At 50.9% G+C, this 24,354-nt stretch carries 18 protein-coding genes; 4 read left to right on the top strand and 14 right to left on the bottom strand.

Translation table 11 applies throughout. The features are described 5' to 3' along the window. Window positions 1–12: 12 nt before the first annotated feature. Complete coding sequence (locus HGH92_RS32850) at window positions 13–1,257, top strand: YeiH family protein (protein WP_168875064.1); 1,245 nt, start codon at window positions 13–15, stop codon at window positions 1,255–1,257. 84 nt (window positions 1,258–1,341) lie between these two features. On the opposite strand, the gene HGH92_RS32845 is transcribed toward HGH92_RS32850, so the two are convergent. The 7 genes from HGH92_RS32845 to HGH92_RS32815 form a co-directional block, all read right to left on the bottom strand. Further along, a complete protein-coding gene (locus tag HGH92_RS32845) occupies window positions 1,342–2,745 on the bottom strand; it encodes a SusD/RagB family nutrient-binding outer membrane lipoprotein (protein ID WP_168875063.1) in 1,404 nt (467 codons plus the stop codon). An 11-nt stretch (window positions 2,746–2,756) separates the two neighbouring features. After that, on the bottom strand, window positions 2,757–5,912 hold the full coding sequence (locus HGH92_RS32840) for a SusC/RagA family TonB-linked outer membrane protein (RefSeq protein WP_168875062.1): 3,156 nt from the start codon (window positions 5,910–5,912) through the stop codon (window positions 2,757–2,759). A 325-nt stretch (window positions 5,913–6,237) separates the two neighbouring features. Beyond that, window positions 6,238–6,648: a nuclear transport factor 2 family protein gene (locus HGH92_RS32835; RefSeq protein ID WP_168875061.1), complete on the bottom strand. Its 411-nt coding sequence runs from the start codon at window positions 6,646–6,648 to the stop codon at window positions 6,238–6,240. Between the two features lie 56 nt (window positions 6,649–6,704). After that, window positions 6,705–7,283: a TetR/AcrR family transcriptional regulator gene (locus HGH92_RS32830; protein ID WP_168875060.1), complete on the bottom strand. Its 579-nt coding sequence runs from the start codon at window positions 7,281–7,283 to the stop codon at window positions 6,705–6,707. A gap of 191 nt (window positions 7,284–7,474) precedes the next feature. Continuing rightward, a complete protein-coding gene (locus tag HGH92_RS32825) occupies window positions 7,475–7,972 on the bottom strand; it encodes a PH domain-containing protein (protein ID WP_168875059.1) in 498 nt (165 codons plus the stop codon). Between the two features lie 47 nt (window positions 7,973–8,019). After that, window positions 8,020–8,316, bottom strand: coding sequence for an MTH1187 family thiamine-binding protein (locus tag HGH92_RS32820; protein ID WP_168875058.1), 297 nt, complete (start codon window positions 8,314–8,316; stop codon window positions 8,020–8,022). Window positions 8,317–8,556: 240 nt separating this feature from the next. Next, window positions 8,557–10,071 (bottom strand): bifunctional GNAT family N-acetyltransferase/carbon-nitrogen hydrolase family protein, encoded by a 1,515-nt coding sequence (locus tag HGH92_RS32815; protein ID WP_168875057.1) that lies wholly within the window; start codon window positions 10,069–10,071, stop codon window positions 8,557–8,559. A 154-nt stretch (window positions 10,072–10,225) separates the two neighbouring features. On the opposite strand from HGH92_RS32815, the gene HGH92_RS32810 reads away from it, so the two are divergent. Then, window positions 10,226–11,431, top strand: a complete 1,206-nt coding sequence (locus tag HGH92_RS32810; RefSeq protein ID WP_168875056.1) for a glycosyltransferase — start codon at window positions 10,226–10,228, stop codon at window positions 11,429–11,431. On the opposite strand, the gene HGH92_RS32805 is transcribed toward HGH92_RS32810, so the two are convergent. After that, window positions 11,426–14,971, bottom strand: a complete 3,546-nt coding sequence (locus tag HGH92_RS32805; protein ID WP_168875055.1) for a PKD domain-containing protein — start codon at window positions 14,969–14,971, stop codon at window positions 11,426–11,428. The two genes, HGH92_RS32810 and HGH92_RS32805, sit on opposite strands and share 6 nt — an antisense overlap. Window positions 14,972–15,359: 388 nt before the next feature. On the opposite strand from HGH92_RS32805, the gene HGH92_RS32800 reads away from it, so the two are divergent. Then, window positions 15,360–16,697: a lipopolysaccharide biosynthesis protein gene (locus HGH92_RS32800; RefSeq protein WP_168875054.1), complete on the top strand. Its 1,338-nt coding sequence runs from the start codon at window positions 15,360–15,362 to the stop codon at window positions 16,695–16,697. 6 nt (window positions 16,698–16,703) lie between these two features. Then, a complete protein-coding gene (locus HGH92_RS32795; protein ID WP_168875053.1) occupies window positions 16,704–17,555 on the top strand; it encodes a beta-1,6-N-acetylglucosaminyltransferase in 852 nt (283 codons plus the stop codon). A 58-nt stretch (window positions 17,556–17,613) separates the two neighbouring features. On the opposite strand, the gene HGH92_RS32790 is transcribed toward HGH92_RS32795, so the two are convergent. From HGH92_RS32790 to HGH92_RS34405, 6 genes are read right to left on the bottom strand one after another with little or no spacing between them, the layout of a single operon-like run. After that, the gene (locus tag HGH92_RS32790) at window positions 17,614–18,381 is read right to left on the bottom strand and encodes a class I SAM-dependent methyltransferase (RefSeq protein ID WP_168875052.1); all 768 of its coding nucleotides are present in this window, start codon (window positions 18,379–18,381) and stop codon (window positions 17,614–17,616) included. 6 nt (window positions 18,382–18,387) lie between these two features. After that, window positions 18,388–19,515 carry a glycosyltransferase family 4 protein gene (locus tag HGH92_RS32785; protein ID WP_168875051.1) on the bottom strand — a complete coding sequence of 376 codons (1,128 nt, stop codon included), beginning with the start codon at window positions 19,513–19,515 and terminating at the stop codon, window positions 18,388–18,390. 18 nt (window positions 19,516–19,533) lie between these two features. Next, window positions 19,534–21,435: an asparagine synthase (glutamine-hydrolyzing) gene (gene asnB / locus HGH92_RS32780; protein WP_168875050.1), complete on the bottom strand. Its 1,902-nt coding sequence runs from the start codon at window positions 21,433–21,435 to the stop codon at window positions 19,534–19,536. Further along, window positions 21,423–22,349: a glycosyltransferase family 2 protein gene (locus tag HGH92_RS32775; protein WP_168875049.1), complete on the bottom strand. Its 927-nt coding sequence runs from the start codon at window positions 22,347–22,349 to the stop codon at window positions 21,423–21,425. Before HGH92_RS32775 ends, asnB begins: the two co-directional genes overlap by 13 nt. Continuing rightward, window positions 22,333–23,547: a glycosyltransferase gene (locus tag HGH92_RS32770; protein WP_168875048.1), complete on the bottom strand. Its 1,215-nt coding sequence runs from the start codon at window positions 23,545–23,547 to the stop codon at window positions 22,333–22,335. Before HGH92_RS32770 ends, HGH92_RS32775 begins: the two co-directional genes overlap by 17 nt. Next, a complete protein-coding gene (locus HGH92_RS34405; protein ID WP_410493995.1) occupies window positions 23,547–24,233 on the bottom strand; it encodes a sugar transferase in 687 nt (228 codons plus the stop codon). The genes HGH92_RS32770 and HGH92_RS34405 overlap by 1 nt, the downstream gene beginning before the upstream one ends. Window positions 24,234–24,354: the final 121 nt, after the last annotated feature.

The following is a 24,354-nucleotide window of genomic DNA, read 5'->3' as shown; positions in this document are numbered from 1 at the left end:
AGTTATTAACCTATGTTACAACCTAAGAAAATTCATGAAGACTGGATTGCGGTGATCATCGCCTTCCTCACCATCACGCTGGTGGTGGCCGGGCTAAAGCCGGCACTTCCCAAATACGGCTGGTCTTCGGGTACTGAACTATGGAACCAGCTGACAAACACCGCTAACCTGATACATATCGGCACCCTCTTCCTCTGGGTAGCAGGCAGCTTGTTGCTGGCACGGTTCCTGGCAGGCGATTTCAAACCTGCCGCATTATTGTCCGGACTACTGGCCATCGTGCTCATTTCGCTGCTGGCCCAAATCATCACCGCCAATAAAGCCATTAAAGACCTGGGCATCGAGGTAGTGCTCTTTAGCCTGTTGCTGGGCCTTTTCATCAGCAATTTTATCGGGCTGCCGCAGTGGCTGAAACCGGCCCTGCAAACGGAACTGTATATCAAGATAGGGTTAGTGCTGCTAGGCACCAATATCATCTTTGGCGATATTTTACAGGCAGGCATGCTTGGTATTCTTCAGTCAGTGGTGGTAGTATTCACGGTTTGGTATTTCTCTTTCTGGTTGTGTAAAATGTTGGGGCTGGACGATGAATTCCGGATGATGATTTCCAGCGCCGTGTCCATCTGCGGTGTATCGGCGGCTATTGCCACTTCCGGTGCCATAGAGGGCGACAATAAAAAACTCTCCCATGTTATTTCCCTGGTGATGATCGTCGCCATCCCGATGATGCTGTTCATGCCAGGTATTGCGGTATGGGCCGGCATGTCGCCGGCCGTGGCGGGCGCATGGCTGGGAGGCACCATCGATACGTCCGGCGCCGTAGTGGCTGCAGGCACCAAACTGGGGGATGAAGCGCTGAAATACGCCACCATCGTGAAATTCTCACAGAATGTGCTGCTTGGACTGGCCGCGTTTATCATCTCCCTTTACTGGTCATACACAAAAAAGAAGGCCAACTACGAGAAGCCTACTGCGCGCACTATCTGGGAACGGTTTCCCAAATTCGTGCTGGGTTTTATCGTGGCCTCTCTCCTGTTTTCCTTCGTATTGCCGTCGCCGGTAGTTGCCGCTGCTAAAGGTTCGCTAAAGGAAATCCAGACCTACTGGTTTGCCCTGGCCTTCACCTGTATCGGCCTTGAAACAAAGTTTACCGATATCTTTAAAGTGGAAAATGGCAGGCCCGCGATGGCGTTTATTATTGCGCAGCTGTTTAACGTGTTCTTTACATTGATCGTAGCGTATCTTGTTTTCAGATAACCAATCATATATGATAAAGAGAGATGCCCGCCTGACATATCAGACGGGCATCTCTCTTTATATAAAATATACCTGGCGGGCCAATCAGCGGTCCCACCATATTTTATCGGTTAGTGTTACGGACGGCACATTGGCACCGTTGCGGCTTTTTTCGGAATCGGGATAAGCCACCCTGCGGATAAACGTCGGCAGTTGCGCGTTGACCGGCAGGTTAAAATCCTTGTACTGGTAATCATACCGGCGGGCATCGCTCCAGGCCTCCGGGTGCAGGAACATCGCCACATATTTCTCTTTTAGTATAAGCGCCAGCGTTAGATTGGCGGCGCCTACGCCTACCGCGGGGTTAGCAAGGTATGCATCCCGGTGGGCAGCGTCCACACCCAGCTTATTCATATTAACGGTGATACCCTGCAGATAAGCCTGATAAGCCTGGGTTTTGTCGCCACTGCGGAAAGCCGCTTCGGCCTGTATGAAACGCGCTTCCGCATTGGTGGCCACCAGCAGCGGGGCGCCGGGTTTGGAATAGAAGCCTTTCTGCGACAGGTAACATTCTTCACGGTTGGTGCCCGAGCCCACCCTGCCGGCGCCGTTGACGGTGCCGCGGTAGTCACCAAAACGGGTGGTGTCTGTAATGAGCGGGAGCCGCGGATCAAACACGCCGAAGGTATTGCCATTGAGCGCATTGACGAAATGGGCGCTCAGCCAGCCGTCGAGTAGATTATTGACGTTGTTCACAGCGGCCTGGTTCCACGGACTGAGGGACTGGAACCGTACCAACTGCGCGTCGTCTGCATTGTCCGTATAGCCGTTGGCGAGAGCCGCCAGCACAGCCGCCGGGTCATAGTTGGCTTTACGGGTAAGATGGTTCAGCAGCCTGGCTTTGACGGTATAGGCCGTTTTGATCCAGGCAGCCGGCTTACCGCTATGGATCAGATCTTTAGTGGCGTCCAGCTCATATTTGGAAGTGGTGCTTTTTAAGCGGGCAATACCATCGTCCAACAACGCGATACATTGCAGGAACACGCTGTCATCGGGTGTATACGCCGGTTGCAGGAAACTGGTATTAAAAGCCTGTGTGTAAGGCACCGCGCCCCACATGTCATTTAACGATTCCAGATTGATGGCCATCATCACTTCAGCCGCGCCTACGTGGTAGTCGGCGCCGGCACTACGGGCCTGGGCAATCAGGTCATGCAGGTCTGTCATGTTATCGTACAGTGCTTTCCAGGTACTGGTGTAGTCTGTCACTTCGTAGGTGTCGCTGGCACCGTTGGCATTGGGCGAGGCCAGGTATTGCACAAAGTAGGACGTGGTGTTGCCCGTACGGTACAGGTTATACGCAGTAAAATACGTAGTGGACGCCAGCAGCCCGTTCATAGGAGGCACCACCGCCTGATTGGGATTGTCATTGATGTCCAGCACCTTTTTGCAACCCGTGGCAAGCAGGGCGAACAACGCTATATATAATATGGTGTGTATACTTTTCATGATCGATCGGTTTAGAAGGTAACATTCAGAGAGGCCATATAACTACGTGTAGTCGGGTACGTGAAACCGGCGAAGGCATCTATATTGCTGCCGGCGTTCAGCGAGCTTGACTCCGGATCGAAGCCGGTGTATTTCGTATGCAGCCATAGGTTATTACCGGTGAAAGTGAGGCTGGCCGCTGAAATCAGGTGGGTGCGTGAGAGGAACTTCTGCGGCAGCTGCCATGAAAGGCTCACATTACGCAGCCGTATCCAGGAGGCGTTTTCCACGAAGTTTTCTGTTACCCCGCGATAGATGTTGCGGTAAAAGCCACCGCCATAATTACGGCCATCCGGCCCTTTGGCCTGCTGCAGGTACACCACCTGGCTGTTGGGCGTGCCGTCGGGCAGCACTCCGTTGAAAACCTTGCTGGTGAACCGGTCTGCGGTAATAGCCGATTCTCCGAAGGCAGACATGAAATTGGCCAGCTGGTTGTATTTTTTAGCGCCCTGGCGGGTGTCTATCAATACAGAAAGACTGAGTGGCCCGTAGCTGAAGGTGTTGGTGATAGCGCCAATCCACTTGGGCTGGGAGTTGCCCAGGTATTTCTGGCTGGAATTGATCATCGGGAAGCCAGCCAGGCTGCCACTGGCCGCGATCTGTATAGGCCGGCTGTAATCAATCAGGATGCTGTTGTCCGGCTGTCCGCCCATATAACGCTGGTAACTGGTGCCAAAGATGGCCCCCACCGGGTAACCGGGGATGTATTTCATGGTAGCAGTAGAACCTGCATAACCAAACTGGTTGCCTACCACTACTTCGGAAAGCCCTTTACCTAAACTTAATACTTCATTATGGTTAGCGGAAAAGTTAACGCGTACGTCCCACTGGAACTTCGTCTTTTTGATGGGTGTGGCATTAAAAGCTATTTCCACGCCGGTGTTGCGAATGGAACCTGCATTGGTGTAAAAATCTTCATAACCGGTAGCACTGGATAACTTCACAGGAATCAGCAGATCAGTGCTTTTGGAAGTGTACCAGGCAAAGTCAACGCCTATACGATCATGCAGGAAGCGCAGTTCGGCGCCTGCCTCAAAGGTATTGGTGAATTCCGGTTTCAATTGAGCATCGCCGTAGCGGTTGGCACGGGTCCAGCCGATCACGTTGTTATCGATGGGGCCATCGGTTAGCGGGATGTAGCCGGAGCCGGTATTGTAAGGCAGCGCGTCTTTACCCACCCTGGCCCATGAGGCGCGCACTTTGCCGTAGGAAAGCACGTTCTCCGGTATCTTCAGGTGTTCGGTAAAAAGATAAGACATGCTCACTGACGGATAGAAGAACGCCCTGTGGCCGGCAGGCAGCGAGGAGCTGATGTCTGTACGACCGGAAAGCGTAAGGTACAGCCAGCGGTCCCACGACAACGTCCAGTCGCCGAATACCCCGATGAGATAATAGTTTTCGAGGTATTGATTGGAAACGATTTTTTTGGCGTTCTGCATGATCAGCAGATCGGGGATATCGAGGGTGTCCCCTTCTGTGGCCAGGCGTTTGAGATGCCGGTCGAACAGGTCATGTCCCAGTTTCAGGTCAGACGTGAGTTTGGGCGTGATCTGGTTTTTGAAATTCAGGATGAGCGTAGAGCTGAGGGAGCGTTGGTTGGTCATGTATTCGTCCACGAAACCGAACCCATTGTCTGTATTGACCACTTCCCCGGTGATACCTTTTGGACCGGGGCCGGTATGGCGGCGGTTATCGGTGTAGAAATCGGTGCCGGCACGGTATAGGATATCGAGCCATTTAAATGGAGAATAGGTGAAGTTGATATTTCCGATAAGGCGGTTCACGTTATCTCCGTAACGGTTGGTGTACAGCGTATAGATCGGGTTGTCTGTAGCGCCATAGGTCTGTTGGGTGCCGTCGGGTTTGAGATAGTCCCGCATGTTCCAGCGGGGCGACCAGTAGATCATCTGTTCGCCGTAGCGGTCAGCGTTGGCGCGGTTACCGCCAGAGTTGATATAATTGAGGGACACGCCCATTTTCACCTTTTCGCTGAAGCGGATATCTCCGCCCACCCTGGCCGAGTAGTTCTGATAATTGCTGAACGGGATAACGCCGTTCTGGTTAAACTGCGATAACGATGCCGTATATACGACTTTTTCAGTGCCGCCGCTGATGGCCAGTGTGTTGCGATATTGAGATCCGGTGTTATAGGCTTGTTTGTAGTTATTGTACAGGGAAGCCGGATGGCTGGGATCCAGTTTGCGGGCCTCTTCCACTGTGGGGCCCCAGGCGGGCCAGAAGCTCTGGTTATCATACAGGCCGTTGTTGCCCTGGCTGTATTGTAATTGTACATCAGGGGTTTTGCCTACCTTATCAAAGCCCGCGGTAGTAGTGAAGCTCACGCGGGTACGGCCGGCTTTGCCGGATTTGGTGGTGATGATCACCGCTCCGCTGGCAGCGCGAAGGCCGTACAAGGCGGTAGCAGCGCCACCTTTCAATACCGAGATGCTTTCAATGTCATCGGGGTTGATGTCTGATGCGCGGTTGCTCATGCCACGGGTGTCGGCGCCGCCGGCGTTGCCAATGTCCGTGTAGGTATTGTTGTCCATAGTGATACCATCGATAACAAAAAGGGGCTGATTATCGCGGGTAGGGTCCAGTGAGTTGATGCCGCGGATGAGGATACGCGAGCCCTGGCCGGGCGCGCCGCCGCCGCTGGAGATCTGAACGCCGGCCACTTTGCCCTGCAGGGCGTTGACCACATTGGACTGTTTGGACTGTGCAAGGTCAGCACCCGAAACGTCCTGGATGGCATAACCGATGGCCCGCTTTTCCTTTTTGATGCCCATGGCGGTAACTACCACCTGGTCCAGACTGCGGGTATCGGGTTGCAGGGTTACATCGATGGTGGACTGGCTGCCGATGGGCACTTCCTGTGCCAGGTACCCTATAAAGCTGAATACGAGGATGCCGGGACCAGCGGGTGCTTCAATACGGAAACTGCCGTCGGGGCCTGTGGTAGTACCGCGAGCGGCGCCTTTAATCTGGACCGTTACGCCGGGTAAGGCGGTGTTGGTACCGGCAGCTGTCACGTGACCTTTTAGCATACGGGGTTGGGCGTGCAAATGAGAGCAGGGTAATAACAGGAAAGCGCCCACCACCAACATCAACGTGTGGATTGATCTCATGGTGTTTAGTTTAGACTTTGGTTTTATAAATGTGCAATAAAAGAAAAGATACAGCAAGGAAAATCGAAAGTCAATGCGACTCGCCCGCATTTATGTCTTTTTAAAACATAAAATTTAATGTTAATTATATACTACTGTAGATTAACAATCTATGATTTATTATTGGCAGGCTTTAAGAGAGAAGTACCGTGGAGGGCTATACGAAATATAACGGGGAGATTAACAGAGATAAATTTGTTGTGGCGACGCAGCGCTGTACAAGAGGGTCATTGTTTGCAATACAGGAAGGCTAACCGGTGCTCATTTGCGGCCAGCCTTCGTGAACTTACGCTGTCAATGCTTCCACCAGGTTATAACTGTCTTCCAGTAAAATGTACCGGGTGATCAGTCCATCTGTCACGGTTACCTGGATGGTGAAAAGGCTGTCGAACAATTTGCCGGTGCTCAGCATGCGGGATACCAGGTGGCCGGTTACGACAGCTTGGTCGCCATCATAGAATTTGCCGGTTATTTCGAAGGAAATGCCTTCGACATAGCGGAACAATTCCTCATAGAAACCCACGGCTTCTGCTTTGGTATTGCGGTCCCTGATCCAGGGCGCCTTTGCCTTGTTGCCGGGTATGCGCCATTCCACATTGTCAGCAAACAGGCTGGCATTTGCCTGATAATTTTTGGACGCCATGTTGTTCAAATACGCTTCTACTGTCTCTTTAGTCTTTGTTGTCAGTGATTCCATATGTCTGTTTTTTTGTGATTATTTTAAACCGATCGTTCCAAAATGAGGCAAAAAAATTATTTACGCAGGGAGCTGATTAAAATATTGATCATTTCGTTGACTTCTTTTTTACTGCCAGTGAGGACGTACCGCATATAGAAGCTGCTGCACGATGTGAGTATATAACTGGCAAGCATATCCGGAGCCGCTTCATTTTTCAGGTCTCCTTCGGCTTTTGCCCTGATGACCAGGTCCCTGAAAATAGACTCCAGCACTTCCGCGTTCTTTTTGATAAACGATGAAATGACAGGCTCTTCGTTGCCGAGTTCAAAGATCGTCCGCACGATCAGGCAGGCCTTTCTGTCCGTCACGGTTTGCTCCACCACATCCCGGATGGTAAACGCCAAAGCGTCAAAAGCGGAGGGTGCATTTTTGCCGGCACGGCGGTATTGGGCGGCTTTGAGGGCTGCATAGTTTTCCAGACATTTCAGAAACAATGCCTGTTTGTTTCCGTAGGAATTGTATACACTGCTTCTGTTCAGTCCCATCCTGTCCACAATATCGTGGATGGAAGTGGCGTGATAGCCCTTTTCCCAGAAGAGGTCCCGGGCTTTTTCCAGTTTTTCTTCGTACTCAAATTCCTTATTCCTTGGCATGCTACGAAGTTAAATATTTTAAACCGATTGTTCCAAATCAATTTACCGGGAGATGGAACAGGTAGTTTCTGAGAGCGGTCCAGGATGCAGGAGGCTGGCTTCCGGTGCGGGTAGAGGTCTGGAGGAGTGCGGGTTTTTCACGCAGAGGAACCGGCAGGCCTGAAGACAGGAGCCTTCAGGCCGCGGGCAATTTATTTAGCGGTATTGATGATACCGTTCATCGTCTTTACAAAGTCGTCTGCTGCGGAGGGGCTGATCACCCACTTCCGCGATTGTGATTCGATCAGGACCAGGTTTTCGCGGTTGGTGCACCAGCGCTGGTACTTGCCGATTTCGGCAGAGCGGTAGGTGCCCAGGTAACCGAAAATACCGCCGATGCCCAGCATGCGGCTGCTGGTGCCCAGTTCTTCTTCCGTGATGCTGCGCAGCCGCACAATGTCATCGAAGAGAATAGTGATGGGAAACAGCGCTCTCTGGATCACCAGGCCCTCGGCCGTAATTTTATAGTACCGGGGGCTCAGGCAGGCCGCCACGAGGATAGCCGGTATCAGTATGATCAACAAAATACTGGTCTTCACTGCCTCATGGTCTACATCGGTGATCTGCCGGCATAAGATGATCAGGGTAATGATGATGATCAGATTTGTAATGATTTTGGAGTTCCCATCCAATGTTGCGGCATACCTCATAAGTCCTGTCTTTGGTTTGTCAAGAAAGATAATGAAATTTAATTATATCAAGAATCGTACTTACCGGTTTTTTCTTCGATCGTTACGTCCTGATCTTTTTTTATCTGCATTTTTATATACACTAACAATTGGGATGCACCGGCTTTAAAACATACTTCCTGGGTTTTGCGAACCACCTCCATCAGCTCATCATAGGTGCCTTCCATTACTGTTTCAAATGGACATACCCTGTATTTTACACCGGAGTTATGAATCACGGCAATGGCCTCGTCCACCACGGCATATACCTGCTCCGAAGGCACGGAAGGCAGGATCTGAAGCGCTAAATTAATCTTATTATTCATCTTTTAGTCTTTATTTTAAAATTGATTATCAATATTTTACAGAAATTAACTATTGTGTGGCTTGAAGCAAAACAGACACTAAGCTAAACAATAATTGAAGGAAGTGCTCAAAAATCTATGGTAGAGATATAAATTACTACTTCAATCAATTATCATAAACATCTATTTATCAACAAAATACAAAAACAGACATAAAGTAATTATCTAATTAAAATCCTGGTAAACCGACTATCATCTACCCTACTTTTTAACCACCTGATAGAGATCATTTCGTATATCCTTCATCGTTTGTACGCTGCCAAATGTATGTAGTTCTTTCAACAACACCAGGTCAACATCTGCCACTACCACCATCTCCGTATTGGGAGTTGACTCCGCCTTTATTCCCGTTACCGGGAAGTTAAAATCAGAAGGTGTGAATACACAGGATTGTGCATACTGCAGGTCCATATTATTAACTTTTGGCAGATTACCCACACACCCCGCAATAGCCACATAACATTCATTTTCGATGGCCCTGGCCTGCGCACAGAAACGGACACGGTTATACGCATGCTGGGTATCTGTCATAAACGGCACAAACAAAATCTGCATTCCCTGCTCCGCCAGAATCCGGGACGGTTCAGGAAATTCGACATCGTAACAGATCTGGATGCCTATCTTTCCACAGTCGGTATCAAACACCTTGATTTCGGAGCCGCCCTTCATTCCCCAGGAGTACACTTCCCCCGGTGTGGGATGGATCTTGATGTACTGCTCCCAGGTACCGTCCCGGCGGCAGAGGTAAGATATGTTGTGGAGCACCTCATCGATGACGATAGGCATACTGCCGGAAATAATGTTCACATTATAAGATACAGCATGCTCAAGGAACCGGTCACGGATCGTTTCGGTGTGCTTGGCCATTCCGCGGATGGCCCCTGCCGGGTCCAGCTGGTTGAACTCCGCCATCAATGGCGCATTGAACAACTCCGGGAACACTACAAAGTCAGACCCGTAGTCACTCACTGCGTCAATGAAAAACTCCACCTGCTGCATAAAGGCTTCCAAGCTGCCATAATCCCGCATCTGCCATTGCACCAGTCCAATCCGGACGGTGGACTTATTATAACGGATGGTGTCACTGTCTTTCTCGTAATAAATATTGAACCACTGCAGCAAGGTGGCAAACCCTTTGGACGCCTCATCATTGGGCAGATAGTTTTTCAGTATCTTCTTAACGGTAAAGTCATTGGAAAACTGAAAGGTCAGGGTTGGATCATAAATCTCCTTGTCCTGCACCTTCTCGATATACTCCCTCGGCGTCATCCTGTCGGCATACTTTTCATAGTTGGGAATGCGGCCTCCGGCCACAATCCCTTCCAGGTTCAACTGCTCACAAAGTGTTTTGCGGGCATCATACAGCCGGCGCGCCAGTCGTCTTCCCCGGAAATCAGGATGCACAAATACCTCTATGCCATAAAGGATATCCCCTTTCGGGTTATGGGTATTAAAGGTATAATAACCGGTGATCTGTTCGTAGGTGTGGTTGTCCCCAAACTTATCATAGTCCACAATGATAGACAAGGCGCAACCCACCACCCGGCCGTTAACGGTCACGGCTATCTGTCCTTCCGGGAACAATTTGATCAGCCGCTGGATGGTAGTCTCTCCCCAGTAGCTTCCCGCCATATCGGGATAAGCAGACACCATCGATTCCCGGAGGTCCAGATAATCCGCGGCAGTAATATTTCTGATTTCAACTGTTTCTGACATATGTAATTATTATGCTTGTATTAATTTAACCTTTTCAGGCCGGATAAAGTTTATTTGTATGAACGGGCAGATTTCCCTTACTTTGCATTCCATCTGATTTTACCCATCCCTCCTCTGGACGACCTCTCCTTTTTTATTACCTACTGATATTGTTATGATGTCTGTTTATAACCGCGATATAGTTATTGTGGGCCTGCAACCCTGGTACACAAAAATTGGCAGCAACTGCAAAAGTCTTGCGGCCGAATTCTCCAAACATAACAGGGTATTGTATGTCAATGCCCCGATAGATCGTCGCACATTCTTCAATCGCCATGCCGGAGACGAAATCGGCCATCATAAGGAAGTCATCCGTGGGAAAGCCCCTTCACTGGTGCAGATCAGCGACAATATGTGGAACCTTTATCCCACTGCTGTTATTGAATCGATCAACTGGCTGCCGTCCACGGCTTTGTTTTCGGTCGTTAACCGCATCAACAACCGCCGCTTTGCGCGTAACATCCGTAAGGCCGCCCGGGAACTGGGTTTTAAGGATATTATCCTTTTCAATGACAATGATATTTTCAGGAGTTTCTACCTGAAAGAACTGCTGCAACCGTCGGTGTACATCTATTACAGCCGGGACAATATCCTGGCGGTGGATTACTGGCGTAAACACGGACAGACACTGGAGCCGCAACATATTTCCAAGGCGGATATCGGCGTGGCCAATTCACTGTACCTCGCCGAAAGGCTTAAAAAATACAATCCCCGGAGCCACTACATCGGCCAGGGCTGCAACCTGGAATTGTTCAATCCGGACAGGCCTATAGACACGCCGGCAGATACCGCCCATGTGAAAGGGCCGGTGATCGGTTATGTAGGCGCGCTCACCAGTTTAAGGCTGGACATCCCCCTGCTGGTCAACCTTGCATCGGAACAAAAAGACTGGAGCTTTGTGCTGGTGGGACATGAAGATGAAGATTTTAAAAAGTCACCGTTGCATGAACTGCCCAACGTACATTTTACCGGCGGCAAACCCATGGCAGAACTTCCGGCCTATGTAAAATCCTTTGATGTATGTATTAACCCACAGACGGTCAATGACCTGACTATCGGCAACTATCCGCTGAAGGTGGATGAGTACCTGGCGATGGGCAAACCGGTGGTCGCCACCCGCACCCCTACCATGAAGATGTTTGAGGATTATGTGTACCTGGCAGATGATCTCACCTCCTGGCTGCTGCAGCTGAAGGCCGCGCTGGAAGGCAACCGTCCCGAACTGGCGTCCGCCCGCAGGGCCTTTGCGCTCACCCACACCTGGGAGAACTCGGCCGCTGCGGTATATGAGGCTATCCAGGCCTATGAGGCCCGATTATAATTTTATGAAACGTTTCACTGATTTATAGTCAGTGTCTGTCCCCCTGATCTCCACAAAGTAGACACCGGCACCCAACGCACTAAAATCGAGGCTGGTGGTAAAAACAGCGTCCATCAGGAAAGCGAACTGTTTTACGGTGACGCCGTTGCTGCTGTATATCGTGATCCTGCCGGAGCGGAGGGAGCTGTGTTTGATTTTCAGCATGGCGCTGCCGCTGCCTGTTATCCTGTTGGGATAGAGGCTTACCGCTTCCGTGCCGTCGTCCGGTATGTCAGGGTCCACCACGGTGACTGTCTTGATAGCACTGGCAGTCAGTCCGCCGTTGTCTGTCACAGTTAACCGGAACGTATATACGCCTTTTTGCAGGCCTGTTGCTGTCGCCTTTGCCGCATTGGCGCCGGCGATATTTGCGGTGGCGGGGCCGTTCACCTGTTCCCAGCTGTACTTAACGATGGAGCCGTCCGGGTCATAGGAAGCAGTGCCATCGAGAATTACCACAGACACTACTTTTTCATCCGGCCCGGCGTTGGCCAACGGCGGGCGGTTGTCGCCGGGCTGCGGCAGAACGGTCACGGTTACACGTGCTGAGGCAGTGGCGCCGGCATTGTCTGTGACCGTCAGCTGGAACACGTAAGTGCCTGGCGCGAGGTTGGTGACAGCGGTGATAGCCGTAGCGGGGCTGCTGATAATACCAACCGCGGGGCCGCTTATTTTCTCCCACTTCCAGGCGGCGATGGAGCCGTCCGGGTCTGAGGACGCGCTGCCGTTGAGCATTACGCTGGCGGCCGGCGCCGTGATGGTCTGGTCTGCGCCCGCATTGGCCACAGGCGGTTGATTGGTACCGGAGCCGCCGGTTACCGTCACCGTTACGTTAACGGTGGCTTTTGTGCCCGCGTTATTCGTGACGGTTAACTGGAACGTATATACGCCCTGCACCAGTGAGCCGGCGGAGGTATTGCTGGAGATGTTATCTGCCAGCACGCTGGCAGAAGGACCGCTGATCTGTTTCCACTCATAGCCGGCGATAATGCCGTCGGGATCATAGGAGCTGCTGGCGTCCAGCTGAACGCTGTTGACCGGCAGTTTGACGGAGATGTTCGTATTGGTAACGATGACCGGTTGCCTTGCCGCGGTGGCCAGTACCGTCACTGTCACCAGGTCAGACGCACTGAGGCCGCGATTGTCTGTTACGGTCAGCTGAAAGACATAAGTACCTGCCGCCATGCCGGACACATTGGTAATGGCTTGCCCCGGGGCGGCGATTGTTCCGGCTGAAGGGCCGCTTACTTTTTTCCAGCTGTAGCCGGTAATAGTGCCGTCGGCATCAGAGGAGGCCGAACCGTCAAGTTTTACAGTATTTACCGGCAGGGAAATGAACAGGTCATTGCCTGCATTGGCAGCAGGGACAATATTATTGGTACCGTTCCTGAACTCATAGGCACCCACGTCATATTTACCGTCCTGGGGGCGGGAGGTGTTTTCCAGGTCAGTAGTCAACCCCAGGTCGGTCATATCACGGCCTGCGTCAATAGCTTTGGAGCCAGCCACCAGCCGGAAATTGCCGTTCGGCGCGTCCCCTATTCCTGCATCTGCCGGTGTTTTGAAGTTCAGATTGTTGGAGAAGTCAAACTTGATCGGATTGGCACCTTTGATGTAATAACCAGTCTGCGGATAATCCCACTGGGTGCCGTTGGCGATCACGAGGTTGTTGTACACCTTGTGCCCGACAGTAGTTTGGTCCGCATAGATTTTTATGCCATTTACCCCGGTATTGTAGACCGTGTTATTATAGATATATGCGGTGGCTGGTTCAAATACAATTTTATCGATTGCATTGATGCCTTCATAAGTAATGTTGGACACTACGTTATTGTAAACGGTATTAATTCCGGAGCCAAAGATCTGGATACCGGGATTGTAGCCTTTGTCAACGCGGTTATTGTAAATACTGAGCGTGCTGCCGCCGCCGCTCATAATGCCATATCCGTGCGCGCTGTTGCGGGCGACGGCATAGTTTACCACACGGTTGTCGTGTATCTTATTGGTGCCCAGGTCGGCCATGGAGATCTGGATACCGTCACTGCCCATGTTCTCCAGGTCGTTATTATAGACTTCAAGGTCCTGGATATGATGGGATTTCATGTTCTGACAGCTGCCGCTGGAGTACAGATAATGGGTGTTGCCAATATAGAAGCCTTCCCAGGTGGAGTTGCGGCAAAGCAGGTCATGGATTTTAATGTTTTTCATCAGAAAGGAACCTTCCCACCACTCGGGGTGGTCGCAGCTTTGTAACGTCTTTGCCTGTACGAACATACTGGCGTCATGCACGTAGACATGATGCACGTCGAAGTCAGTAGAGCCGTCACCGAAGAAGAGGCCGAACATTTTTTCCCCGTGCTGGTTGGTACCGTTCACATCGAATCCGTATGGCAGGCTGGTATCACCGGTACCTTCCAGTTTAAAATAGCTGCAGGTGGAAAACACAAAGGCCGCAGCGGTGGCGGTACTGTTGACGCCTACTCTTACCAGGCCGCCGCAGTTGGTGATCACGACCGGCTTATCGTTGGTGCCTGCCAACTTGCTGAACTGGATATAGTCATAATCGCCTGCCGGAATACAAAGCGTGTCTCCCGGATTGACGTTCAACTGTTTCATGGCGTCCGTATAATAGATACCGCTACCCCGGTTGGGTTGCACCACAATGCGCTTGTTGGCCGGCGGCGGTGGCGGGGTGGTATTAAGTGAATAGGACAACATCCACTCGTATACGTTCTGACCGCTGACCGGATCTTTATAAGTGGGGCTGTAGGCCTGTGTCCAGGCATCGTGGCCGCTGGCATTGAAGATGGTCATTTTTGCAGGTGGTACGGGAGCAGGCACGGAGCTGTTGATCTTATTGACCCAGTCGATGGTCCATTGCGGGTCCACATTGGGGTCGACTTTATTGTGGAAAGCCCATACCGGCGTGCGGTTGGCAGCTATGACAGCCGGCAGCTCCGGACGGTCGTTGACGTTATAGGCGCCGCATACTATGGCCGCTGCAGCGTATTGTTTGGCTTTGGTGCTGTTTTCCGAGATAACGCCCCAGGCCACGCCGCCTCCCATACTGATCCCGGTGACATATATTCTGTTAGGGTCTATACGGTATTTGGTTTGCAGGTAAGCCAATAACTTATGTACATCGTCTGACCCGGGCCATCTGATGAAAAGCGGAGAGATGACAATAAAGGAATAGTTCTGGCCATTCACGGAGAAGGATGCAGGAAACTTCCCTTCCTTTATCAGTTTAGGTATACCGTTGTTCGCCACGCCTGAAATAGGCCTGGGAACGGTGGGATTATTAGCGTCGTACTGCAATTCTCCTACCCCGTGGCAGAAGATGATCAGCGGGTATTTGTTGGTGTTGCTGTTATAGCCCTGCGGTAATGCTTCCAGATAGCCGGCAACGTTATTGACAGTTTGGGCAGGAAGGGTCACCTCCGTTTGTTGAGCGGAGACTGGTAATACAAGGGATAAAAAGAGCAGGCATACAATTGCCATGCTGAATAGTGTGTAGCGTTTTTTCACCAGACAACGGCTTTTCGTAAAAAATGGTTGCCTATTGCATTTCACGGGGCGATGATTCCATAGTTATCTCGAGCGGAGACCTAGCAATAGTATGGGCGCAAGATAAAAGAAATTGAACAACAAATATAAAAATTATTGTATATCTATTAATTTTAAAATTAAATTATTAATAAACAATTCTTGTAGCAAATTGATTTACAGATAAAACTTTCTTTTTTCGTTGCGCTGCTGCTATTTTATTTAACAAAAAATGTATCTTGCAGCCGAATTACACCATACCCGCGTCGGACATTGTTTCTGACATCTTCACTTTATCTGTATCCTGTTAAGAACCAACATACATTGATTTAATTGTTGATTCATGGGATTTAGTCTATTGGCCACTTTACGTAACCGACATTTTCACTCTCTGCTGGGCAATCTGGTCACCGCATTTTTTAATGTATTGTCTTTTGCCATTCTGGTCAGGGTGCTTTCCCTGAACGCCTTCGGCGAATGGGTACTGTTTATTGCCACCTACAATATAATGGACCAGATACGCACCGGCTTACTGCAGTCCGGTATCATCAAGTTCTACGCCGGCGTAGAGGAGGATACGGCGCGGGGCGTGGCTGGCGCGGCCTGGTATATTTCCCTGGCGCTGACGCTCGGTTATGTATTGTTGTCCGCCATCGTATATGCGGTGGCGTATGACCGGTTCAACGATACCTGGCACCTGTTTATCGGCTGGATCGGCATCCTCACATTGCTGTCACTTCCCTGGAACTTTGCCTCCTGGATATTGCAGGCGGAACACCGGTTTGATAAAATTGTACAGATACGGCTGGTACAAAACGGCTCTTTCCTTGTACTGTTAGGCATTCTGTTTGGATTGCATCGGATTTCCCTGCCCAATGTATTATATGCCTACGGCCTGAGCATGGCGCTGGCCAGTATCTACTGCTTCTTTTTCAGATGGACCCGCGTGCGCACCATGGTGTTCCGCACCCGTGAGCATAAAACGGCGTTGTTCCGCTTTGGCCGCATGGTGGTGGGCAGCATGGTTTCATCTTCCCTGATCAGTTATTCCGACAACCTGGTCATCCGCACCATGCTCAATCCTGCTGCTGTGGCTATTTACAGCATCCCGCAGAAATTCATGGAAGTGATCGAGATCATTCTGCGCAGCTTTGTGGCCACCTCCCAGCCTACGCTTTCCGCTGCGGCCAACAGAAAGGACTATGCCGGCGTAGCCCGCGCCTTTTGCCGTTATACCGGCACCGTCAGCATCCTGATCATTCCTTTTATCATTGTGCTGATCGTGCTGACGCAGCCACTGATCATCATCCTGGCAGACAAAGCCTACCTCGGGGCCACCGATATAGTACGCATATTCCTGTTGTCAGCCATCCTGTGGCCGATAGACCGCTTCATCGGCGTCACGCTGGACATGATCAATCTGCCGGACATCAACTTCTACAAGAATTTTCTGAAACTGCTGCTCAACATTATATGTGACGTAGCATTTGTATACTTCTTTGCTGATGTAAGGTCCGTGGCGCTCTCCTCTTTGCTCAACGTAGTATTTGCCGCCGCCTTCGGATATTATTTCGTCAAAAAACACCTGGACGTGAGCATCCGCGACATCTGGAACTATGGCTGGCTTGAGTGTATGGCCATGCTGGACAAACTGCGGAACAAGCGCGCTGTCACCAAATAACCACCCATGAGAATTGCATTTATCATACAGGTACATAAACAGCCGGCCCAACTGGAACGGTTGCTCAAAAGGCTGTCCCACCCGCGGGTGGACTGCTACATACACATCGATGCCAAATGTGCGCTGGCCGAATGGGAACAGGCGATTGCCCTGCCACAGGTATATCTGGTAAAAGAACGCGCCAACGTCACCTGGGCCGGCTGGGGCATTATACAGGCGTCGCTCAATGGCATGAGCGCCGTGTTGCGCTCCGGCATTGACTACAGCTGGGTAACACTGCTCAGCGGACAGGATTATCCGTTGCGGCCCATTGGTGATTTGATCTGTTTTTTGCAACAACAGACAGGGAAACAATTTATGAACGTCATCAGCGAAGAAGCCCTCCGGCCGATGATGAGCAAAATGGAACACTATCACTTTGTGGAATATAATTTTCCGGGAAAATACAAGCTGGCGCAATTGCTGACCGCCATGCTGCCCCGCCGGAAAGCACCGCTGGGACTGAAGCTTCACTGCGGCTCCGCCTGGTGGACGCTCACACTGGACTGCGTGCGGTTTTGCGTGGAGTATGAACAACAGCATCCGGCGCTACGCCGGTATTTCAGGCTCACCTGGGGCGCTGATGAGTTTATTTTTCAGACCATCCTGATGAACCATCAAGACTATCGTTCGCAGGTGACAGACTATTTGCATTACATAGACTGGTCTGCCGGCAAGGAACATCCGAAAGTGCTGGGCCTGGAGGACATCAATGCGCTGTTGCAATCCGGGAAATATTTCGCCCGCAAATTTGACCATGGTTCGCCCGTGCTGGACAAGATCGATACGCTATTAAACAACACTGTTGGCAGTCATTAAAGACGTGCCAACAGTGCGTACTAAAGCTGGGCAAAAAAGGTAGGATTTCTTTGGTATGTTATCTGTTTTTCTTCCACAGTGTATTAAAGCCGCCGGTAAAGCCCACCGGCAATAATTCTGCAATACTGCAATCCAGCGTCTGCAAGGCTTTCACCCGTTTAGTAACAATAGAGAACGGGAATACATCTTCCACAAAATTTGTTTTCGCGAAACGGACAATATGAAAATCGTTGGCCAGCGCCAGCGCTGTAAGGTCTTTACGGGTAAAGAACTGCACATGGTCCAGGTTATCGGCCTGTGACTGTACGGTAGTGCCTTTGAAGCCCAATCCCTTTTTCACTTTGTTGATAAACGACCACAGGCCCGGATTGTTACGTGCCTTCAACATTGGTTTGGTCACACATACTTCGCGGGGTCCCATACCGTTGGGCACCGTCACAACCAGGATACCGTTGTCTTTCAGCGAGGCATAGATAGTGCGCAGCAACACCTCGGGGTGATGCAGATGTTCCAGCACTTCGCTGCAGATAACCGCATCGTACTGTTGACCTTTGGCCGTCAGCTCTTCTGCGCTGATAGCCTCAAAGGCCACATTCGGCAATTTGTTTTTGCTGCGGGCCACATCAATGGTTTTCTGGCTGATATCGATGCCCAGCACGTTATAGCCGAACTGGCCAAGGTGCCTGCTGATAACGCCGTTTCCACAGCCCACGTCCAGTACGTGCGCGTTGGCCGGAATTTCTTTTTGCAGGCTTTCCGTAATAAAATTCAGACGTTTGATATCTGCAATCCTTTCGTATTCGTAGGTGATCACTGGCTGTGTCATGATGATTTATGATTTAAAAAGCTGGTGATAAACCGCTTCTATTTTTTTGGTAACCGCTGTCACGTTGTACCTGCTGCGTATAGCCGTGGCGGCGCTGAACTGTAAACGCTTGCGCAGCGTAGGGTCTTTGGTGAGCCTTACAATGGCCGAGGCCAGCGCACCAGGATGGGAAGCTGGTATCAGCAGCCCGTTTTCTTCATGGGTAATAGCTTCGCGGGTACCGTCCACATCAGAGGCGATCACTGCCTTGCCCATGGCCATAGCTTCCAGCACGCCGATAGGAAACCCTTCCCAGAGAGAAGGCAGACAATATATGTCGGCAGCATTCAGCACGGCCGGCACATCCTGCCGGAATTTATCGAAGATCACATGACCGGTAATGCCCAGTTCCTTTGCCGTATCTTCGGCGGCCTGCTTTAATTCGCCTTCTCCTACCATCAGCAGCGTGATCTTTGGCACCTGCGCCAGCACCTGCGCGAAAGCCCGGAGCATAGTCACCGGATCTTTTTGTAAAGTCATCCGGGCAATATAACAAACCACCAGATGGTCTGCCGGAATACCATAGGCAGCCTTCACATCAGGATAGACGCCTTCGGCATTGAATTTCTCCAGGTTCACCCCATTGGGGATCACGGTGGCCCTGAAAGCGCCAAACGCCTTCTGGCCGGTGTTGCGGTTGGAGTCCGACACACAGATGTTGTGTTGCACCATGCGGGTGATGAACTTCTCAGCAGTCACCCTCGCCCTTTTGGCCAGCGGATGCAGCCCTTCATGAAAAGACCATCCGTGGATGGTATATACTACCGGGATCCCAAGGCTTCGGGCCGCCCACAATATGTTTGTGTTGGCCCTGGTGCCATGGGCGTGTACGATGTCAATTTGATGCGAACGGATAAACTTTTTTACGGCCATCCATACAGACAGATCAAAGGCTTTGCTGCTGCCGATCACCTGCACCGGAATGTTCATGGACTGCAGCGCAGTGACCATTGGTCCGTCAGTGAAAGAAAGCACCACTACCTCAAACTGTGTTTTGTCCAGTGACGCCACCAGGTCCAGCACATGGCTTTCCCCTCCCCCTATCTTGCCCTGGCGGATCGTCTCCAATACCTTTATCTTTCGTTGTTGCGCCATTGATGCTTCGTTTGTTCCTTACAGTTTTGCTATCCACCGGTTATACCAAAGCTGGAAAACCAGAATGTTCCATAATTTCTGATGGCTCACCTTACCGCCTGACAGATATTGCTGCAACAGCTGTTGTATATGCGGGGCATGGAACAGGTTGGTCTTGTTCAGTCTTTCCGGCGACAGGTAATACTGCATCTGTTCTTTCAGATCGTCGCGGAACCACTCCTGCAACGGGGCGATGAACGGACGTTTGGGCCTGTCCATCAATGCTGGCGGGATGTACTTGTGAACGATCTGTTTGAGGATGTATTTATTGGTATTGTTTTTAACTTTCAGTGATGCCGGCACCCGGGCCAGGAACTCCACCAGGCGATGGTCCAGCATGGGCTCGCGGCCTTCGATGCCAACGGACATAGTGGCCCGGTCCACCTTTACCAGGTTGTTATCTGCCAGGAAGGTTTTGTAATCCACTGCCAGTAAGCGGTTCAGCGGATCATTCACCCCCGTCAGCTCTCCGTTGAGATCGAAATTGGTTTTGTAATTATCCGGCTGCCTGTCGGTGTAGCGGGCCACTTCGCTTTCCGTTAGATACTGCGCAATGTATTTCATGGCCTCCTGTGGCTTACCGGAAGCCCATATCAGCTTCATTTTTTCATACCGCGAGGAGAAATTGTATTGCTTGTTAAAGTACGGAATAACCTCCGGGTTCACCCAGCCCATGACGGTGCTAAGTACCTGCTGTATTCCTCGTGGCAGTTGACTGGTATATGACAGGGACTGATTGAACTTATTGTAACCCGCAAAAATTTCATCACCGCCATCCGCTGACAGGGCCACTTTCACCTGCCGGCTAGCCAGTTTGCTGACCAGCGTAGTTGGCACCGTGGAGTTGTCGGCAAACGGCTCGTCATAGATCTCCGGCAGCTGTTCCAGCACACCTTTTGCATCTTCAGGGCCAATAATCCATTCATGATGGTCTGTTCCCAGATGTTGCGCGATCTTGCGTGCCTCTGCTGATTCGTCCCACTGTTTTTCCTTATACCCAATGGTAAAGGTTTTAATACGGGAGGACGAGCCGTGCTGCAACATAGCCGCCACACTAGCGCTGTCATAACCGCCGCTGAGAAACACTCCCACCGGCACATCGGCCACCATGCGGTATTGATAGGCACTTAACATCAGCTCTTCGGTCTTTTCCAACACTTCATTTTCATGCAGGGTGGTCAGTGGCTGATGATAGGCATTTAATACATTCCAGTATTCTTTTTCTGTCGTCACCGCATTGCTGAGCGATATCTCCAACAGATGACCAGGCCTCAGTTTGCGGGTATCGGTATAAATGGTGTAAGGACCTGGTATATAGCTATACTGCAAAAAAAGCGACATACTTTTCACATCGATCTGCCGTGGAAAAAACGGGCATTCGCAGAGGCTTTTGAGCTCTGAACCGAACAACAGCGTACTGCCGTCCCAGTAGTAATACAAAGGTTTTACACCGGCACGGTCCCTGCAGAGGACCACTTTTTCTGCATTGCGGTCCAGCATTACAAAGGCAAACATGCCGATACAACGGTCCAGCACTTTTTCTTTCCAGGCATGGTAACCTTTAATCAGCACTTCGGTATCAGATGAAGACTGAAAGGTGTAGCCCAGCTTCTCCAGGTCAGCCCTGATCTCTTTGAAATTGTATATCTCCCCGTTAAAAACCAGGGAAAGGTGGGTGAAGTGCATCGGTTGATGGCCCAGCGCGCTCAGGTCCTGTATGGACAAACGGCGTTGTCCCAGGCCGATGCTCGCGGCACCATGTTCCATCACTTCATATCCTTTATCATTCGGCCCGCGATGTGCCAGCACATCTGTCATCCGATGCAGCATGTCTGCATCGGCTCTTTTTTTGAAGTCAATAAATCCTGCTATGCCGCACATGGGTCAGTATTACGTTTTAGGTGTGTAAGGTTCCACATGATTCCTTTCCAGAAGGCTTTGAGATGGGCCGATTCCCTTTTCAGTATAAACTGCAGGGTATTTTTGGGCACCGTCAGCAAAGAGAAATAAGCCATAAACACCATTCTGGCAGGCAGTTTCACGTTCCTTCTCATAAACAGCAACCGGTTACGGGTGATGTAATATGTTTTCAACGGACTGTTTTTGCCCGTTGTCATGGATTCTTTATGATAAATCAGTGATTTGTACTGGTAATAGATTTTATAACCCTGGCGCTTGAACTGCTCGCACCAGTCGAACTCCTCGTAGTAGAGAAAATACAGCTCAGGCATCAGTCCCACTTTTTCCAACGCAGCGCGGGATATCATCATAGCGCCACCGTGGGCGTAGTTGGTTTCTGATATTGTGTCGTATTGTCCTCTGTCCTCTTCCCTGCAGCCGATCATGCTGTTACGTCCGGTAAAGATGTCCACCGCGCGGTAACCGGCATATTCCAGCGTGCCTTTATGAAAGTAGTAGTGAAATTTGGGGCTTACTACGCCTGCGTCCGGATACTGGTCAAATATTTCCAGCAGTCCTTCTATGAGGCCCGGCGTAAACTCCGTGTCATTGTTGACCAGGAAGAGAAACTGTCCCCTGGCGGCTTTCACGCCGAGGTTGTTGCCGCCGGCAAAACCCTTATTGACCTGGCTGCAGATCACCTGCACACCGGGATAGGCGGCTTCAAACAAAGCTGTCGGATTTTCTTTCGAGGCATTGTCCACCACGATCACCTCTGTATGGCGGTAACTGTTTTTCGCCAGTGAATGCAGCAGGTCACAGGTCACCGCACTGTTGTTGTAGTTGACCGTAATGATAGACACCAACGGGGACGATATGTTATTTTCTGGCTGCATCTAACAAAGGATTATCGATTTCCGTTTTTGTATGTTGCGTGTGAATGAAAGTATTGTTGGCCCCTTTCAACCGGAACATCAGCGACACCATGATCCATACCGCTTTGGGCAGTCCTGTCAGTGCGGTGAAGAAATAGCGGGTAAAAAACAGGCGCGGTAACGGCAGCAACAGGCTGAGGATGTTGAGCAGAAAAACAACGGCCCACCACCACGCAGGTATTGACAATGACCGCTGCAGCAGGAAGGCCAGCGCTGTGCAGCACAGGAGGCCTGCCAGCAGGATCATTCTCGGCAACAAAATATTCTGGCATACGGCCAGGTTGAAGTAATTGACGTTGCCTTTCCAAAGCTGCGCCCAGCCTTTGCCCCAATAGGTGCGCAGGTAAACGAACTGGCTGGACACCCAGCGTTTGCGCTGGTTCTGGAATGCTTCGGAGCTTTCCACTTTTTCATCGAAGATGCAGGCATCTTCCAGATAATAAACGGGATAGCCTTTTTCTATCAACAGCAGTTGCAGCACCTTGTCAAAACCGCCGGTAGCCTGAATTTCCTTCAGGACGCTTTTCGCCAGCGGATAGTGAAAGGCCATACCGGAGCCTATCACGGAAGAAGAAAGTCCCAGTGCGTTGGCCCCTTTTCGGTACAGATGATTGGCCACGATTTCGTTTACCGCGTCCAGCACCGCAAACGGGCTGTCCATGTTTTTAGCTACGCGGCGCCCCTGAATGGCATGGTGGCCTTGCTGGTAAGCCTGATTGATCTTCTCCAGGAAAGATGTTTCCAGTACGTTGTCCGCATCGCAGATCAGCGCTATATCATAATCATCGCCCAACTGCTCAAACGCGGCGTTGAGTGATTTTGCCTTTGTGCTTTTATCGAATGACACCTCGACCACGCTGATGCCGTCCTGTTTCAACTGCCGCACCGTGGCAGGCTGCAGCGAATCTGCCACCACAATTGTCTCAAAGCTGGCGGCAGGATATGACTGTTTCGCATAGCTGCGGGCAGTAGACAATATAATGGCGTCTTCCCTGTAAGCCGGCACCAATATCGCGATACGCGCGTAGCGGACGTCGGCAGCCTGTGTGGCCGGTTTCTTTTTCCGGGCCAGACGGCCGGCCACAGACAGCACAAGATTATACAGTACACATGCCGCCAGGTAAGCAAACAGTAAAATTTCTATGAGGTGCAGCAACATTACACGTTATCTTTTTGTATCAGCGCTTTCGGTGTGTTCATGATCAACCACATATCATAAGCGAATGAATTGCGGTGTGCGTAGTTGATGTCCAGTTCTATCCTTTCTTCGGCAGACATTTCTTTTTTGCCGCGTTTGCTGATCTGCCACAATCCGGTGATACCGGCAGGCGCGATGAAACGTTCCGCCCACTCGTCGGTGGTAAGGGTGGCTGCTTCATACAGCGGCAGCGGCCTGTTGCCCACCAGCGACATGTCGCCTTTCAGTACATTGAACAGCTGCGGGATCTCGTCCAGGCTGGTATTGCGGAGAAAATTGCCGAGGCGGGTGATGCGCGGGTCGTTGGACACTTTATAGAACACGGCCCCTTTATCATTATTACCGTACTGATTGAGATGTTTCAGTTTGGCCAGCTGTTTGTCGGCGTCCGCCACCATGGTACGGAACTTATAGAACTTGAAGATCTTGTAGTTTTTGCCGGCGCGCGGAGAAGCGTAAAACACGTTGCCTTTGGATTCCAGCTTGATGGCTATTGCTATCAGCAGCATCACCGGGCTGGCGATCAGCAACAGCGAGGTGGAGGCAATGATATCGAAAGTACGTTTCAGGAAATAGCCCCAGCGGTTGCTTTTCTGCGCCAATACCGGGAGTGCGGGCTCCTGCTGTACCGGCGGCAGCTGCTGCATATTTTTAAACCTGGTGACGAACTCGATTTTACCGGGAAGATCGTTGAATGTTTCCCGGGTAATAACATCGTCCACAAAAGGAAACTCTTTTTTCAGCGAGCGGACACGGTCCGTCACCCTG

The sequence above is a fragment of the Chitinophaga varians genome (assembly GCF_012641275.1).
GTDB lineage: Bacteria > Bacteroidota > Bacteroidia > Chitinophagales > Chitinophagaceae > Chitinophaga > Chitinophaga varians_A.
Note: the sequence above shows the minus strand (reverse complement) of the source record. Positions and strands in the feature narration are given on the sequence as shown.

Coding starts and splice junctions, on each gene's coding strand:
- HGH92_RS32850 (WP_168875064.1), top strand. CDS start 13: ATGTTACAACCTAAGAAAATTCATGAAGACTGGATTGCGGTGATCATC.
- HGH92_RS32845 (WP_168875063.1), bottom strand. CDS start 2,745: ATGAAAAGTATACACACCATATTATATATAGCGTTGTTCGCCCTGCTT.
- HGH92_RS32840 (WP_168875062.1), bottom strand. CDS start 5,912: ATGAGATCAATCCACACGTTGATGTTGGTGGTGGGCGCTTTCCTGTTA.
- HGH92_RS32835 (WP_168875061.1), bottom strand. CDS start 6,648: ATGGAATCACTGACAACAAAGACTAAAGAGACAGTAGAAGCGTATTTG.
- HGH92_RS32830 (WP_168875060.1), bottom strand. CDS start 7,283: ATGCCAAGGAATAAGGAATTTGAGTACGAAGAAAAACTGGAAAAAGCC.
- HGH92_RS32825 (WP_168875059.1), bottom strand. CDS start 7,972: ATGAGGTATGCCGCAACATTGGATGGGAACTCCAAAATCATTACAAAT.
- HGH92_RS32820 (WP_168875058.1), bottom strand. CDS start 8,316: ATGAATAATAAGATTAATTTAGCGCTTCAGATCCTGCCTTCCGTGCCT.
- HGH92_RS32815 (WP_168875057.1), bottom strand. CDS start 10,071: ATGTCAGAAACAGTTGAAATCAGAAATATTACTGCCGCGGATTATCTG.
- HGH92_RS32810 (WP_168875056.1), top strand. CDS start 10,226: ATGATGTCTGTTTATAACCGCGATATAGTTATTGTGGGCCTGCAACCC.
- HGH92_RS32805 (WP_168875055.1), bottom strand. CDS start 14,971: ATGGCAATTGTATGCCTGCTCTTTTTATCCCTTGTATTACCAGTCTCC.
- HGH92_RS32800 (WP_168875054.1), top strand. CDS start 15,360: ATGGGATTTAGTCTATTGGCCACTTTACGTAACCGACATTTTCACTCT.
- HGH92_RS32795 (WP_168875053.1), top strand. CDS start 16,704: ATGAGAATTGCATTTATCATACAGGTACATAAACAGCCGGCCCAACTG.
- HGH92_RS32790 (WP_168875052.1), bottom strand. CDS start 18,381: ATGACACAGCCAGTGATCACCTACGAATACGAAAGGATTGCAGATATC.
- HGH92_RS32785 (WP_168875051.1), bottom strand. CDS start 19,515: ATGGCGCAACAACGAAAGATAAAGGTATTGGAGACGATCCGCCAGGGC.
- asnB (WP_168875050.1), bottom strand. CDS start 21,435: ATGTGCGGCATAGCAGGATTTATTGACTTCAAAAAAAGAGCCGATGCA.
- HGH92_RS32775 (WP_168875049.1), bottom strand. CDS start 22,349: ATGCAGCCAGAAAATAACATATCGTCCCCGTTGGTGTCTATCATTACG.
- HGH92_RS32770 (WP_168875048.1), bottom strand. CDS start 23,547: ATGTTGCTGCACCTCATAGAAATTTTACTGTTTGCTTACCTGGCGGCA.
- HGH92_RS34405 (WP_410493995.1), bottom strand. CDS start 24,233: ATGCAGCAGCTGCCGCCGGTACAGCAGGAGCCCGCACTCCCGGTATTG.